The 16,100-nt window shown below is 38.3% G+C and carries 15 protein-coding genes; 1 reads left to right on the top strand and 14 read right to left on the bottom strand.

Features of this window, described 5'->3' with window-relative positions; all coding sequences use genetic code 11:
- Positions 1-675: 675 nt before the first annotated feature.
- From MHH81_RS03250 to MHH81_RS03195, 12 genes are all read right to left on the bottom strand, one after another.
- A complete protein-coding gene (locus MHH81_RS03250) occupies positions 676-1,710 on the bottom strand; it encodes an L-threonylcarbamoyladenylate synthase (protein WP_340917812.1) in 1,035 nt (344 codons plus the stop codon).
- Between the two features lie 67 nt (positions 1,711-1,777).
- Positions 1,778-2,317: a stage II sporulation protein R gene (locus MHH81_RS03245; RefSeq protein WP_340917810.1), complete on the bottom strand. Its 540-nt coding sequence runs from the start codon at positions 2,315-2,317 to the stop codon at positions 1,778-1,780.
- 44 nt (positions 2,318-2,361) lie between these two features.
- Positions 2,362-3,219 (bottom strand): peptide chain release factor N(5)-glutamine methyltransferase, encoded by an 858-nt coding sequence (gene prmC / locus MHH81_RS03240; protein WP_340917808.1) that lies wholly within the window; start codon positions 3,217-3,219, stop codon positions 2,362-2,364.
- On the bottom strand, positions 3,212-4,291 hold the full coding sequence (gene prfA / locus MHH81_RS03235; RefSeq protein WP_340917805.1) for a peptide chain release factor 1: 1,080 nt from the start codon (positions 4,289-4,291) through the stop codon (positions 3,212-3,214). Before prfA ends, prmC begins: the two co-directional genes overlap by 8 nt.
- A 247-nt stretch (positions 4,292-4,538) precedes the next feature.
- On the bottom strand, positions 4,539-5,111 hold the full coding sequence (locus MHH81_RS03230; RefSeq protein ID WP_340917803.1) for a thymidine kinase: 573 nt from the start codon (positions 5,109-5,111) through the stop codon (positions 4,539-4,541).
- Positions 5,112-5,292: 181 nt separating this feature from the next.
- Positions 5,293-5,502 (bottom strand): 50S ribosomal protein L31, encoded by a 210-nt coding sequence (gene rpmE, locus MHH81_RS03225; RefSeq protein WP_340917802.1) that lies wholly within the window; start codon positions 5,500-5,502, stop codon positions 5,293-5,295.
- An 865-nt stretch (positions 5,503-6,367) separates the two neighbouring features.
- Positions 6,368-7,651, bottom strand: coding sequence for a transcription termination factor Rho (gene rho, locus MHH81_RS03220; RefSeq protein ID WP_340917800.1), 1,284 nt, complete (start codon positions 7,649-7,651; stop codon positions 6,368-6,370).
- Positions 7,652-7,774: 123 nt separating this feature from the next.
- Positions 7,775-8,737 (bottom strand): class II fructose-bisphosphatase, encoded by a 963-nt coding sequence (glpX, locus tag MHH81_RS03215; protein ID WP_340917798.1) that lies wholly within the window; start codon positions 8,735-8,737, stop codon positions 7,775-7,777.
- A 96-nt stretch (positions 8,738-8,833) separates the two neighbouring features.
- Positions 8,834-10,111, bottom strand: coding sequence for a UDP-N-acetylglucosamine 1-carboxyvinyltransferase (locus MHH81_RS03210; RefSeq protein ID WP_340917796.1), 1,278 nt, complete (start codon positions 10,109-10,111; stop codon positions 8,834-8,836).
- Positions 10,112-10,131: 20 nt separating this feature from the next.
- Positions 10,132-10,779, bottom strand: coding sequence for a fructose-6-phosphate aldolase (gene fsa, locus MHH81_RS03205; RefSeq protein WP_340917792.1), 648 nt, complete (start codon positions 10,777-10,779; stop codon positions 10,132-10,134).
- Positions 10,780-11,058: 279 nt separating this feature from the next.
- Positions 11,059-11,916 (bottom strand): class II fructose-bisphosphate aldolase, encoded by an 858-nt coding sequence (locus MHH81_RS03200; RefSeq protein WP_340917789.1) that lies wholly within the window; start codon positions 11,914-11,916, stop codon positions 11,059-11,061.
- 107 nt (positions 11,917-12,023) lie between these two features.
- A complete protein-coding gene (locus tag MHH81_RS03195) occupies positions 12,024-12,380 on the bottom strand; it encodes a response regulator (RefSeq protein ID WP_340917786.1) in 357 nt (118 codons plus the stop codon).
- A 224-nt stretch (positions 12,381-12,604) separates the two neighbouring features.
- On the opposite strand from MHH81_RS03195, the gene MHH81_RS03190 reads away from it, so the two are divergent.
- The gene (locus MHH81_RS03190) at positions 12,605-13,117 is read left to right on the top strand and encodes a DUF2529 family protein (protein ID WP_340925103.1); all 513 of its coding nucleotides are present in this window, start codon (positions 12,605-12,607) and stop codon (positions 13,115-13,117) included.
- Positions 13,118-13,406: 289 nt separating this feature from the next.
- Here the strand turns inward: MHH81_RS03190 and MHH81_RS03185 are convergent, their stop codons facing one another.
- A complete protein-coding gene (locus MHH81_RS03185) occupies positions 13,407-15,002 on the bottom strand; it encodes a CTP synthase (protein WP_340917784.1) in 1,596 nt (531 codons plus the stop codon).
- 434 nt (positions 15,003-15,436) lie between these two features.
- Positions 15,437-15,985, bottom strand: a complete 549-nt coding sequence (gene rpoE / locus MHH81_RS03180) for a DNA-directed RNA polymerase subunit delta (RefSeq protein WP_340917782.1) — start codon at positions 15,983-15,985, stop codon at positions 15,437-15,439.
- Positions 15,986-16,100 lie beyond the last annotated feature (115 nt).

Below are 16,100 nucleotides of genomic sequence, written 5' to 3'. Positions count from 1 at the left end.
CCCCGTCTATTCGCATAATTAAATGTATGCAAAAGATTAGGAGAGAATACAATCTAATATTATCAACCGTGTTGATTAACCAAAAGTACCCAGTAAATTGCTTATTAAAATGGCGATAACACACTAGACCCTCTAAGTATAGGTGCTTTTGCAGTGCTTGAACTAAACGAGTTCTACACCATTAACTGGATTTCTTGATGCGAAATGGGCTGTCCCTAAAGTCATATAGTGACTGAGAGATGGTCCCTTTTCCAATGTATTGATTTCTATTCAAGACGGACGCTTTCCGCGGGCATGGCTTCAGTCTCCTCGTCGCTTTCGCTCCTGCGGGGCCTTCAGCTCATGCACCTGCCGCTTCGCTTTCGGTGCAGAAAACATCTGCTATTCCCGCTGGAGTCGCCGTCTTTCACTACAATCAATTGCCTACAAAAAATAGTAGTTTTAATAAAAGTATACAAAAAACAGGTGTAGAAAAAGACTCATTTTTCTACACCTGCTTCAATTTATGGGCTATTGGACAGCCCCTCCGTATTTTTTCGATAATCGTGTGGTAGTCGTTCGTCCGTCATTCTCCAGCTACACTAGCCCTGGGTACTGATGCAGTAACCATTTCGTCCAAAGCGAACCAAAAACGTACAAGGGGAAATTGGATAATCAACAGCCGTTTAATATTATTTATATGTTAGTTGAAAAATAGTTACCATTCGCAGCTTTCTCTAGACGATTCATAATTGCAGTACCGACACCTTGTTTGGAAAAGGTTGGTACTAATACGATGTCCGCATCTGTTTCGTCACAGCTTCTAAGCGCTTCGTATAATAGCTGAGCTGCATCTTCTAATTGATGCTCTTTTCCTAATGAAAAGAAGTAATCGACGTGAGTAGTTTTAAACTGTTCTGTTGCGATTAATGCTACTTTCTTCTGTTCGCTATGTATACTTTCAATTGCTAGCTGTACTTTTTGTAGGCTCGCTTCAATTAAATAAACAGGTGCATTTGGTGCATAATGAGCATACTTCATACCTGGTGCACGAGGTGCTTCTGCATGATCTGTCAGTTTGGATTCATGGACTGGTCCTATCACTCGTTCAAGCATTTCTTTCGTTACTCCACCTGGGCGTAGAATAGTTGGAATTTCAGAAGTAAAATCTAAAACGGTCGATTCAAGCCCCATTCCCGTTGCTCCACCATCTAATATAAATGGCACTTTTCCATTTAAATCGTGGAAGACGTGAGATGCTTTTGTTGGACTAGGCTTACCACTTCGATTTGCACTAGGAGCAGCAACTGGTTGTTTTAAACGACTTAGTAGTTCTAGCGCTACTGGATGATCAGGCATTCGAACACCTACTGAATTAAGTCCAGCAGTAACATTTTTTGCTAAAGATCCTTGCTGTAATGGTAATACAAGCGTCAGAGCACCTGGCCAAAAAGTATCCATACACACTTTCGCTAGATTGGGAACATTATGGGTGAAGGCTTGTAACTCTTCTTTTGAACCAATATGCACAATTAGCGGATTATCTTGTGGTCTACCTTTTGCTTCAAATATTTTGGCAACTGCGGATTCATTTGTTGCAATAGCACCTAAGCCATAAACTGTTTCAGTTGGAAAAGCAACTGTATCTCCAGCAATCAATAAATTAATAGCCTGTGTATAACCTATCTCTTTTGTGGAAAAGTTATCCACCAAAATAATTTCCGTTTTCACGCTTATTCTCTCCTTTCTATTGTGTTTATCCACAAATTGTTTATAACTTTCTGAAAATTGTGGGTAACTATGTGGAAAATTTCTTTTTTAACCATTCCCATACCCAAAATTTCGGCTTTTCTTCTTTTACTTCTTTCGCTTCTTCTTTATAACAAACTTTTGGAAATAGAGCGCACCACCAATTATCTCCTCGACCTTTTCCGATTGTAATAACAATGGATTCTACATTTGTTTGAGAAGTGATTCCTTCATTCCACATTTTTGGTGGAAAAATAGCTTGTCCCTTAGTTATCGTAATCTTCTCATTTAGCGAATGTGATAATTCCCCCACAGCTTTTTCCAGTTCCTCGTACGTTTGGTGCGGATCATTTTGATATTCTAATAAAATTGGTGCTATATTGTCTTTCACTTCATTTTTAATTCGCTGATCTTGCACCGTATTGCTATTTGCAATTAGGCGAAAGCGCATCCCTTCTGCTGCATCTGATTCTTGAAATAGGAAAAATAAAACCGTTTGCATCATAAGTAGCATCCATACAAAAAGAATAATAGAATCTATTTTTCGGCCAATACTTGGCACTCTCTTTATCTCGTAATCTGGTAACATGTAACATTCCTCCTTAGGAACATTATTACCAATAGATTCATAACTTATTCAGTTATTGTACAAAAAACAAATCTATTTTTTTGATTAATATCTTTCACAATTTCCACTGTTGCATTTGGAAATGCAGATTGTAGCATATTTTCAACAGCTGGACCTTGTTCATAGCCAATTTCAAATCCAATAAAACTTGGAACATTCATCATATGTGGAAGCTGCTCCGTCATTTTTCGATAGAGTTGCAGCCCATCTTCCTCTGCAAATAGAGCAAGATGTGGTTCAAAATCAATTACTGTGTCTGAAAGAGATTCAGCTTCGTGCTGTCCAATATAAGGAGGATTCGATAAAATAATGTCCCATTTTTGATCGGCTATTGGAGCTAGTAAATCTCCTTGTTTAAATTGGATTTCTGCTTCTAGAAGCTGTGCATTTTTGCTTGCTACTTGAAGTGCTTCCTTTGAAATATCAGTTGCCGTAACAACAGCATCCGGTATTTCTTTTTTTATCGTTATTGCGATTGCACCGCTTCCTGTTCCAATGTCTGCAATCATTAAGCGTTTATTGGGTTCAAAAACAGTGTTCATGCGTTTTTTTACTTCTTCTATTAACTCTTCTGTTTCTGGACGAGGAATTAAGACATGTTCATTGACGACAAAATTTCGATCGTAAAATGTTTCCTGTCCAATTATATATTGATAAGGCCTACCTGTTGTATGCTCTTCCACGTAATTCCAAAATATTTGGAAGTCTTCTTTGGATATTTCATCATACATGGCCATCATTAATTGTGAATAATTTTTCCCAAGCACGTGCTGCAGTAAATAACGAGCGACTTCTTTTTCCCGATTATTTTCCTCTAAAAAAGAAGAAGCCCGGTTTAGGGCCTCATAAATTGTCTTACACATTGGTGTCATTCAATCTTTCTAATTTTTCCGCTTGATCTTCTACGATTAGTGCATCGACTACTTCATCTAGCTTACCTTCCAAAATTTGGTCGAGTTTTTGTATCGTTAAGCCAATCCGGTGATCCGTCACACGATTTTGCGGATAATTGTAGGTGCGAATTCGTTCAGATCGGTCTCCAGTACCTACTGCTGATTTTCGTACAGCATCATATTCTGCTTGCGCTTCTTGACGGAATTTATCAGCAACGCGCGCTCGAAGAATCTTCATTGCTTTTTCTTTGTTTTTAATTTGCGATTTTTCATCTTGCATCGAAACCGTAATTCCGGTTGGTAAATGCGTTAAACGGACAGCAGACATGGTTGTATTAACCGATTGTCCACCTGCACCTGATGATGCAAATGTATCGGTACGAATATCCTTGTCATGGATTTCCACTTCTACTTCCTCCGCCTCTGGAAGTACTGCAACTGTTGCAGTTGACGTATGAATACGGCCACCAGATTCTGTTTCCGGAACGCGTTGTACACGATGTGCACCATTTTCATACTTCATTTTGGAATAGGCATTGCTTCCATTAATCATGAAAATGATTTCTTTGAAGCCCCCAAGTCCTGTTGGAGAGGAATCCATAATATCAATTTTCCAGTTTTGCGTTTCAGCATAGCGACTGTACATACGGAATAAATTACCTGCAAATAATGCTGCTTCGTCTCCTCCAGCTGCTCCGCGAATCTCCATGATAACGTTCTTATCATCATTAGGATCTTTTGGAATCAATAAAACCTTGAGACGTGCTTCCAGTTCCACGATCTGAGTTTCCAAATCATTTACTTCTTCTTTCACCATTTCACGCATATCCGCATCTAGCTTATCATCTAGCATAATCTTCGCATCTTTATACTGGCTTTTTACTTCTTTGTATTCGCGATAGGCATCTACTGTGTTTTGTAGGTCCGATTGTTCTTTTGAATATTGTCTCAGCTTATTTAAATCATTAACCACATCTGGGTCACTAAGCAATTCATTTAATTTATCATAACGATCTTCTACCGATTGTAATCGATCAAACATCGAGCTCACCTCGTTCGTTTAAGTGTCTAATAGTACTATTATAAAGAAAAAGTGATGTCACCGCTACTTTTTCTGAGTGATTACTTAAGTGCATGTCATTAATTCTACCTATTTTTACGTAAAATGGCTAAACACTACTTATTTCATTCCAATCGAGACCGATTTACAAATCTAGACCTCGACCATTGATCCGCATGAAAAAATTCACTAACCCCTATAGAAATTAGTGAATTTTTGCATGGCATTTTTATAATGGTGGGTTGGCATGGCACTTCCGACAAACCGGATAGTAAGCATCATTGCCGCCAATTTGAATTTGTTCACCAGTATAAACTGGCTTCCCATCTTCATCTACCCGTAAATTCATAATCGCCTTTTTATGGCAGAACCAGCAAATGGTCTTCATTTCTTCAATCTTATCTGCGTAAATTAACATATAGCGACTTCCTTCAAACATTTCATTTTGAAAGTCATTTTTTAATCCAAAGCCCATTACTGGTATATCTAATTCATCTACTATTTTCGTTAATTGTAAAACATGTTCTTTTTTTAAAAACTGTACTTCGTCGATGAGAACGCAGTATGGTTTTGGCGAATGCTCTTCTACGAGATCATATAAATTAGTCTCATCGAAAATTGCAGTAGCTTTTCTTTTTAAGCCTATTCTACTGGAGACATGTCCCACTTCATCTCGAGTATCAATTCCAGGTGTAAAAATAATGACGGGTTTATTTTGTTCTTCATAATTATGTGCCACTTTTAGAATTTCAATAGATTTTCCACTATTCATTGCACCATGCTTAAAAAATAATTGCGCCATTATATATATATCCCCTTATAAATCGTTTATGTAACTTTCATTTTCCTCTATCTATTTATAACATATGGTGCTGTCTAAATGTAAGTAATGTCGAAGTGAGATCAACTGAAACATCTCATCATGTATGACTTTTAAACAAAAATACCTGTAAAGCACAAAGTGCTCTACAGGTATTTTGCTTTTAGTTTTCTTCTTGAGTTCCGTATTTTTTGTTGAAGCGAGCGACACGGCCATCCGCTGCTGCGAATTTTTGACGTCCTGTATAGAATGGGTGACAATCGTTACAGAACTCGACTTTAATGTCTGATTTTACAGAACCAGTTGTGAATGTGTTACCACATGAACATGATACTGTTGCTTCTTTGTAATCGGGATGAATTCCTGCTTTCATCTCTATCTCTCCTCTCGCCCTGAACCATCTGGAACAGAGTTGGTTATGAAACTGATACCTTACACGATCCGATTGATGTCAATCGCATATGTAGCAGAAATGTATAAACTTACGTTAAATATAATAACATGTCTATCTTGGATATACAAGTCGTTAGTTTTTAATTCCTTTTCTGACTTGCTAAAAATTAGTACAAAGACGTAAGAAACCACACGTGTTGATTAACCAAAAGTACCAGTAAATTGCTTATTAAAATGGTGATAACACACTAGGCACTTTAGTATAAGTGCTTGGAACTAAACGATCTCTACACAATTACCTGGATTTCTTGATACATAGGGATGCGACAAAGTCTCATCCCTACGCACTTTTTCGATAATCGTGTGGTAGTCGTTCGTCCGTCACTCTCCATAGTTACTTGTAATAGAAAGAAGTGCCAAAGCTTTTGGAAATGAAAAAATAGCCACTTTCCTATTTATACAGTAAGCAGCCAAAGAGTCCAATAAGCTCATAAATTGAAGCATGTATAGAAAAACGAGTCTTTTTCTACACCTGTTTTTTGTATACTTTTCATTAAACTACTATTTTTTGTAGGCAATTGATTGTAGTGGAAGACGGCGACTCCAGCGGGAATAGCAGATGTTTTCTGCACCGAAAGCGAAGCGGCAGGTGCATGAGCTGAAGGCCCCGCAGGAGCGAAAGCGACGAGGAGACTGAAGCCATGCCCGCGGAAAGCGTCCGTCTGGAACGGAAATCAATACATTGGAAAAGGGACCATCTCTCAGTCAATATATGACTTTAGGGACAGCCCCTCCTCTTCTAAATTCATCTATAATGAATATCGAATTTAAAACTCACATGTAGATTACAGCGTTACTTTTCCACTACGGTGTGCTTTCATTTCTACAGCTAATTGTTCAAAAAATGCTTCGTTTGTTTTGCTTTGGCGAAGCTTTTTCAAGAAACGTTCCGCAAAATCGGATGAATCGGAAAATGTTTTGCGAATTGCCCATAATTTGTCGAGCTGGTCTTTTGGAATAAGAAGTTCTTCTTTTCTCGTTCCAGAACGACGAATGTCGATTGCAGGGAAAATTCGGCGCTCTGCAAGATGTCTATCTAAATGAAGTTCTAAGTTACCTGTTCCTTTGAACTCTTCATAGATAACTTCATCCATACGTGAGCCTGTATCAATTAAAGCAGTCGCAAGAATTGTTAAACTTCCGCCTTCTTCAATATTTCGTGCTGCTCCAAAAAATCGTTTAGGACGGTGGAATGCAGCGGGGTCAATACCCCCAGATAATGTACGACCGCTTGGTGGAATTACTAAATTGTATGCACGTGCAAGGCGTGTAATAGAATCCATTAGAATGATAACATCGCGCTTATGCTCTACTAAGCGCATCGCTCTTTCTAACACTAGCTCTGCTACTTTCACGTGGTTTTCTGGTACTTCATCAAATGTTGAACTTACTACATCTGCTTTAACTGAACGTTCAATGTCTGTTACTTCTTCAGGACGCTCGTCTATTAATAGCACAATTAGTTCTGCATTCGGATGATTCGTTGTTATCGCATTTGCAATCTCTTTAATTAATAAAGTTTTACCTGCTTTTGGAGGCGCAACAATTAAGCCACGTTGTCCATACCCTACTGGTGCTACTAAATCCATTATACGTGTTGATAATTTATCTGGTGTTGTTTCAAGCGTTATATGACGATCTGGATATAATGCTGTAAGTCCTGGAAAATGCACACGTTCTTTTGCAATTTCTGGGTCTTCACCGTTTACCAATTCTACATGTAGAAGACCATAGTAACGTTCACTTTCTTTTGGTGGGCGAACTTTTCCTGTTACTTTATCTCCGTTACGAAGGTCAAATCTTCTAATTTGAGATGCAGAAATGTAAATATCCTCGGAACTAGGAGAATAGTTGATTGGTCGTAAGAAACCGAAGCCTTCTTGTTGGATAATTTCTAGAACGCCTTCCATGAAGAAAAATCCTTCTTGTTCTGCACGAGATTTTAAAATAGCAAAAATAAGTTCTTTTTTTGATAACTTACTATAAGCAGCAACTTTATATTTGCGCGCTAGTGTATAGAGCTCTTTCAGCGTCATATTTTCTAATTCGTTAATTGTTGTTTGTGTCATAAGCAACGCACCACTCTTTATTATATTTTATTGTTTACTATTTTCAGGATTTATAAGGGAAAGAAGTTTAATAAGAGGATACCCGGCAGTATTTCACCGGGTATACATTAGGAAGTTTCACTATTATAGAACTAAATTCGGTTTTTTGTTTAAGCTATGACGTCCTTCTACAAATCGAATAGTTCCTGATTTTGCACGCATAACGATGGAATGTGTAGATCCAAAAGCGCCTTTAAATTGTACTCCGCGAAGAAGTTCTCCGTCAGTTACTCCAGTTGCCGCGAAGATTGCATCGTCACCTTTTACTAAGTCTTCCATACGTAAAACTTTATTCACATCTAGACCCATTTTAAGACAACGCGCAAGCTCTGCATCATCTTGTGGGACAAGCTTCCCTTGGATTTCTCCACCTAGACATTTTAAACCTACAGCTGAGATTACCCCTTCAGGAGCTCCACCCATACCAAATAAAATATCAACACCCGTGTTATCAAATGCCGTATTAATAGCTCCTGCTACATCGCCATCCGTAATTAGCTTGATGCGAGCGCCAGCGGCTCTAATTTCGTCGATAATTTTTTGGTGACGTGGACGACCAAGGATTGTTGCTACAACGTCTTCGATATCTTTGTTTTTTGCACGAGCTACTGCTCGTAAATTATCAAGTACGGATGCGTTAATGTCCACTAGACCTACAGATTCAGGACCTACAGCAAGTTTTTCCATATACATGTCAGGAGCATGAAGAAGATTTCCGCGATCTGCAACCGCAAGAACTGCTAGTGCATTCCATCCACCAGAAGCCACGATATTTGTACCTTCTAACGGATCTACTGCTACATCTACTTGAGGTCCTCCAGATCCATGTCCAAGCTTTTCTCCGATATATAACATCGGTGCTTCGTCCATTTCACCTTCCCCAATTACAACGACACCTTCCATTGGGATTGTGTCAAATACTGTACGCATTGCAGTAGTTGCTGCGTCATCTGCTTCATTTTTTAATCCGCGTCCCATCCAACGTGCAGATGCAATTGCTGCTGCTTCTGTTACTCGGACTAATTCCATTGATAAACTACGTTCCATCTAATATGTGCCTCCCGTTTTACGGTTTATATATTCTAGAATGTGTTTCTTCCTGTATCATTGTAGCATATTTGTCAAATAGGATTTACTGGTATATTATTCGTTATTTACTTCGACTTCTTTTATTTCCACTCTGCGAATGTCTGCTCCAATTCCTTGAAGCTTTTCAATAATGGAACTATATCCACGCTCGATATGGAAGATATCTTGAATTTCTGTTTCGCCATCCGCAATTAATCCTGCAAGAACTAATGCTGCGCCCGCTCTCAAATCACTTGCACGAACTGTGGCTGATTCTAGCTTTGCCGGACCTGTAATAATCGCTGTTCTACCATCTACACGCCCGTTAGCACTCATCCGGCGCAATTCATCAATTTGTTTAAAACGTGCCGAATAAATCGAATCCGTAATGACAGATGTTCCTGCCGCTTGCGTCATTAATACGGAAAAAGGTTGTTGTAAATCCGTTGGAAATCCAGGATAAACAAGTGTTTTAACATCCACAGCCTGTAAATTCTTCGGCTTTGCAATGTAAATTTTTTCTTCAAATTCTTCTACTTCGACACCCATTTCACGAAGCTTCGCAGTTAATGCTTCCACATGAAAAGGGATGACATTATCGATCGTAATGCCGTCTCCAGCAACCGCAGCCATAATCATAAATGTTCCAGCTTCAATACGATCTGGAATAATTGTGTGCTTCGTGCCATGCAGTTCTTTCACACCATCAATTCGAATGACATTTGTTCCAGCACCTTTAATATTCGCACCCATATTACTTAAAAGGGTTGCAACATCAATGATTTCTGGCTCTTTTGCCGCATTTTCGATGATTGTTCTACCTTTTGCTAGGACTGCAGCTAGCATAATATTAATGGTAGCTCCCACACTTACGACATCTAGGTATATTTTGGAGCCGACTAATTCGTCTGTTCGCAAATAAATAGCTCCATGTTCATTGGTTACAGATGCACCTAATGCTTCAAAGCCTTTAATATGTTGGTCGATTGGACGTGGACCTAGATGGCATCCACCTGGTAGCCCAATCGCCGCTTTCTTAAATCTTCCAAGTAAAGCACCCATTAAATAATAAGAGGCCCGAAGCTTTTTAATATTCCCGTTAGGAAGCGGCATATCCACTATATGTGTTGGGTCAATCGTCATCGTACCGTTTTCAAATGTAACGGTTGCTCCCACTTCTTCTAAAATCTCTTTCAATGTCCATACGTCTAAAATTTCTGGTAAGCCTTCAATTGTAACAGGAGAGTTCGCCAATAAAGAAGCGGGAATAAGCGCTACTGCGCTATTCTTCGCTCCACTTACTTTTATCGTTCCTTGGAGGCGATTACCTCCTTTTATTTTATAAACTTCCATAAAGTTTCTCCTTCATCTTGTTACTCGCTTTTACGATTGTTCCAATCTGCTAGAAATCCTTCAATCCCTTTGTCTGTTAGAGGATGATGAAAAAGTTGTTTTAATACTTTAATAGGCGTTGTAGAAATATGCGCACCATTTAGTGCTGCATCTGTAATATGTTGAGGATGTCTAATCGAAGCGGCAATAATTTCTGTATCGATTTGGTGGATATCAAAGATTTGAGCAATTTTTGCAATCAATTCCATTCCATCATGACCAATATCGTCTAGGCGTCCTAAGAAAGGAGATACATATGTTGCACCTGCACGGGCTGCAAGTAGCGCTTGGTTTGCACTAAAAATAAGTGTGACATTTGTTTTAATTCCTTCTGAACGGAATACTGAACATGCTTTCAGGCCTTCTGGTGTCATCGGGAGTTTCACTGTAATGTTTGGTGCAATTGCAGCAAGTTCTCTACCTTCTTTAATCATGCCTTCAGCGTCTAATGCAATTACTTCTGCGCTGACAGAACCATCTACTAGTGCTGTAATTTCGCGAAGGCGATCATGAAATGAAATGTTTTCTTTCGCAACAAGTGATGGATTTGTCGTTACACCTGATAAAATCCCCCAAGCGTGTGCTTCTTTTATTTCGTCAAAGTTAGCTGTATCGATAAAAAATTTCATATTAATAATATCCTCCTCATAATGGAAAAACAGGAGAAGGTTCTAAACTGAACACTTCTCCTAAGACTGTTGATAAATAATGTTTTAAATGCACTCTTGCACAAAGCTCGTCACAGAAAAACGGTAAAAGTTCCGGCAAGAATTTCTTTAACTTAGGTTACCTCGACTGCCCAGCGTTTTCAAGACAGTCTAAAGTGGCACTTTCGAAGTAATATTTGTCTATATTCTAAGAAGAAGGTTTTAATTAAAATACTCCTCCTTGTATCTATTTATATTGCATTATGCTCTATTCGAACTTCCAAATACACGCATTTTGCCCATAACAGTTGTTTTAATTGCATCTCGTGCTGGAATTAGGTATTTGCGTGGATCATATTGGTGTTCATTTTCCGCCAAATACGCACGAATTGCATTTGTCGCAGCAATTTGGTTTTCAGTGTTTACATTAATTTTAGCTGTACCTAGAGAAATAGCACGTGTAATATCATGCGTTGGAATTCCTGTACCACCATGTAGAACTAGTGGAAGTTCTGCTAATTGAGAGATTTCTTCCATTTCTTTAAATCCTAAGTTCGGTTCACCTTTGTATGGCCCATGAACAGAGCCTAGTGCTGGCGCTAAGCAATCAATAGCTGTGCGTTTTACTAGTTCGGCACATTCTGCTGGATCTGCATATATAACACCATCAGCGATTACATCATCTTCTTGTCCGCCAACGGTTCCAAGTTCAGCTTCCACAGATACATTGCGTGCATGTGCATATTCTACAACTTTAGACGTAATTTCTACGTTTTCTTCAAATGGATGATGAGAAGCGTCAATCATAACAGACGTAAAACCTGCGTCAATTGCAGCTTTACATTTTTCAAAGCTAGAGCCATGGTCTAAGTGAATTGCCACTGGTACAGTCGTTTGATAGTCTTCCATCAAACCTTTTACCATATGTACAACCGTTTTGAAACCACCCATGTATTTGGCTGCACCTTCAGAAACACCTAAAATTACAGGTGATTTTTCTTCTTCAGCAGCTTGTAATATAGCTTGTGTAAATTCTAAATTGTTAATGTTGAATTGTCCTACTGCATAGCCTTCTTTTTTCCCTTTTTCAAGCATTTCTTTCATAGATACTAAAGCCATTCAAATGGACCTCCTCTATTCGCTTTTTCACTCATTTATTTTCTTTTTATACCTCTCTTATCATAACAAAAACAGGCGATGTTTTCCACTGCCTGCTTGCGAGGTACTTATTTTATTAAATTATTCACAGCATCCCGTACTTCAAAGATATCAAATGGTTTTGTAAAATAATGACTGGCACCTAAATTCTTTGCTTCTTGGATTAAATTGAGTTCTCCATATGCTGTCATCATCATGACTGGTAAATCGGGATGACTTATTTTTAACTTAGTTAAAATTTGAATCCCATCCATGCCTGGAATTTTCATATCCAATAAAACTCCGCCAATCTCTCTTTCATTTACAATTTCTAATGCTTCAAACCCATTAGAAGCTAGACTTACTTCGTATCCTTCCTGCGAAAAAACTTCTTTTAAGAGCATTCGTATGCCAAGCTGGTCGTCTACAATTAAAATGTGCTTCATGATGAACAAACCCCTTTTTAAAATTTTCCCCATATATCCCTACTACTATATCTATTCTATACTCCCCTTCACATTCCTGCTAAAAATTCGAATTATTTTCCATTTATAAATATTTAGAGATAATTATTCCGTTTATCAGGGACTATCTTACGTAATACTCACTAGTAACTATGTATATATTGAACTTTCTTATATAATAATACCGAGGTGAATTTACTTTGAAAATGCTAACAACACAACTTTCTGGACTATTACAACGTATTGCAACTTCAGAAGAAGAAAATATGGAAGAAACAGCTCGACTGCTAGCGCAAGCTGCTGCAGGCCAAGGGAATATTTATTTCGCAGCGTTTGGAGAAATGAAAAGTATTTCTATTAATGCTCAATTTGCTGCAGAACCATTTCCAAGTTTCCAGGTGTGGACATCAGATGTCCAACTAACTAGTGCTGATCGTATTTGGATAATAACTAGATCTTCTGCAAACTCAGAAGCCATTACTTTAGCAGAAAAGTTAGCGGCCGACTTTATTCCATTTAGCGTGCTTGCAAGCGAGCCTGCTAGTGAAGAAAATAAGCTTTCAACCCTTGCTTATACATATATTTCACTAAAACTAACGAAGGGGTTACTTCCTGCTGAAGATGGTTCTCGGATTGTCTTACCGTACGCATTGAGTACGATGTTTGTTTATGAAGCTGTGAAAATGAAGCTCGACGAAATACTTTTTGGTGAAGAATAAAGAGAAAATCGAAAAAGCACAAGGAAATTTGAAATTTCCTTGTGCTTTTTTAATTTGGTTGCGGTTGCTTGTGAATTGGTCTCGGTTGCTTGTGAATTGGTCTCGGTTGCTTGCGAATTGGTTGCGGTCGCAAGTGAATTGATCTCGTTTAGCCGCTTTCTAACATATTATGAATAATAATTACAGTTAATTATTATACAATCCGGCCTGTCCAGTATCATTCAGTCATTTATCCTCTTATAAAACATAAAGAAAAAGCAGCTCGACGAGTCGAACTGCTTTTCACTATTTATTCACCTACGGAAGCTTTGATGAACTCACGGAATAATGGTTGTGGACGTTGTGGACGTGACACAAATTCCGGGTGGAATTGAGAAGCTACGAAGAATGGATGTTCTGGAAGCTCGATGATTTCGATTAAACGACCATCTGGGCTTGTACCAGAGAACACAAATCCTGCTGCTTCGAATTGCTCACGGTATTCGTTATTGAACTCATAACGGTGACGGTGGCGTTCATACACAAGCTCTTCTCCGTATGCTTGGTGTGCTTTTGAGCCAGGAGTTAACTTACATGGATATAATCCAAGGCGAAGTGTTCCACCTAAGTCTTCTATGTCTTTTTGTTCTGGCAATAAATCAATAATTGAATGTGGAGTAGTTGGGTCTAACTCTGTAGAATGAGCACCTTGAAGTTCTAGAATTGAACGTGCAAATTCAACTGTTGCCAATTGCATACCTAAACAAATACCTAAGAACGGCACGTTATTTTCGCGAGCAAATTTAGTAGCAGCAATTTTCCCTTCTACACCACGATCTCCAAATCCGCCAGGAACAAGGATTCCATCGACATCAGCAAGAACTTCTGCAACGTTTGCATCATTCACATGCTCTGCATTTACCCATTTCACTTCTACGTCTGCATCAAATTTATAGCCGGCATGCTTCATCGCTTCTACTACAGAAATGTACGCATCTTGAAGCTCTACATATTTACCAACTAAACCAATACGAACTTTTTTCGATAATGATTTCACTTGATCCACTAATACTTTCCAATCTGTCATATCCGCTTCTGGAGTTTGCAGTTTGAAATGATCTACTACGATTTGATCTAAATGTTGTGCTTGTAGATTCAATGGAATTTCGTATAAAGAATCTGCATCAATACATTCGATTACTTCTTCCGGTTTAATATCACAGAATAGCCCGATTTTATCTTTCATATCTTGAGGAACTGGCATTTCCGAACGAAGTACAATAACGTTTGGTTGAATACCTAGGCTACGAAGTTCTTTTACACTATGTTGTGTTGGTTTTGTTTTCATTTCACCAGCAGCTTTTATAAATGGAACTAATGTACAGTGAATGTACATTACGTTATCGCTACCTACGTCACGTTTCATTTGACGAATTGTTTCTAGGAATGGAAGAGATTCGATATCTCCTACTGTTCCACCAATTTCTGTAATTACGATATCTGCATGTGTTTCTTTTGCTGCTAAAAATAAACGTTGTTTAATTTCATTTGTGATATGAGGAATAACTTGTACTGTCCCACCGTTGTAATCACCGCGACGTTCTTTTCTTAATACAGAAGAATACACTTTTCCTGTTGTAATATTCGAGTATTTATTCAAGTTAATATCAATGAAGCGCTCGTAATGACCTAAATCTAAATCCGTTTCTGCACCGTCATCTGTTACAAAAACTTCCCCATGTTGATATGGACTCATTGTTCCTGGGTCTAAGTTAATATAAGGATCAAATTTTTGAATCGTTACATTTAGCCCTCTGTTTTTCAATAAACGACCAAGTGACGCCGCTGTGATACCTTTACCAAGTGAAGATACAACTCCACCAGTAACAAAAATAAATTTAGTCATTGTTAGTTCCTCCTAATGTAATATCAAATTCGCCTTGGCGTATTGCGTCCAGATTTACAAAATCTATGGCATCCGCCGGAGGCTTTGGGCCAACAGGATGTTGGTTACTGTGGTGTTGCCGTAGGACGCGGCGATCTTAGCCAGAGTTCTACGATTCAGCAGGTAGTTGTGTGTACACAATAGGATGAATCATTTGCCTTCATCTTACCACTTATAAAAGTGGGAAACTTTCGCTCCTACTCAAGTTCCTTCCAAAAATACAACTGCTTCTATTGTTTCACTTTCATAGCAAAAACCTTTTGCTGAATAAGGTTAAGCAATAACAAAAAGCGCTCCTCCTGCTGTTTTGCAGGGGAGCGCATATGCACATAAGTAATGTCTCTTTAAAAAGAGCCCAATAAAATCTTATAGCGTTTAGATTTAGAAGTCAAGAATTATTCTTCGTCTTCTAAATCTTCATCGTCCAAATCTTCATCAATAATTTCAAATTCATCCTCATCTTCGTCGATTAAGTCTTCTTCAATCACTTCATCGATTTCTGCTCCAACAAAGTCAATGACTGCTTCATCTTCGTCATCTTCGTCTTCGTCGTCGTCTTCATCAATAAATTCATCAAATTCTTCTTCGAAAATGATTTCATCCTCATCAAGATCATCTAGCTCATCATCTACGACTTTAGCTTTCTTTTTACGTACCTTCACCGTAGGGGCTGATTCTTCTTCGATTTGTTCCACTGGGTACCATTCTCTTAGCCCCCATTGGTTTTCTGCAATCGCTAAAAAGCGACCATCGATATTCATATCTGTATAAAATTGAGGTTTGCGGGACGCCATTTCTTCATCTGTAAATCCGTTTAAATTTTGGATTTCATCAAATAGTTCTGTTAATGTTAGTGAGTTTTTCTTATCTTCTAAAATCGCAAATCCGATATCGATTAACGATTCTTCTTGTAGTTGTGCTGTTGTCATTTCACGAAAATTCAAATCGTGCACGTCCTTTCTATGTCCGTTTGCATACTTACCATTATATACAAACAATTATGTAATATGCTACATTCATTTATTCTTTTTGAAAAGAGAAATTTTCCTACCTACTATT

The sequence above is a fragment of the Psychrobacillus sp. FSL H8-0484 genome, assembly GCF_038005325.1.
Taxonomy (GTDB): Bacteria; Bacillota; Bacilli; order Bacillales_A; family Planococcaceae; genus Psychrobacillus.
Note: the sequence above shows the minus strand (reverse complement) of the source record. Positions and strands in the feature narration are given on the sequence as shown.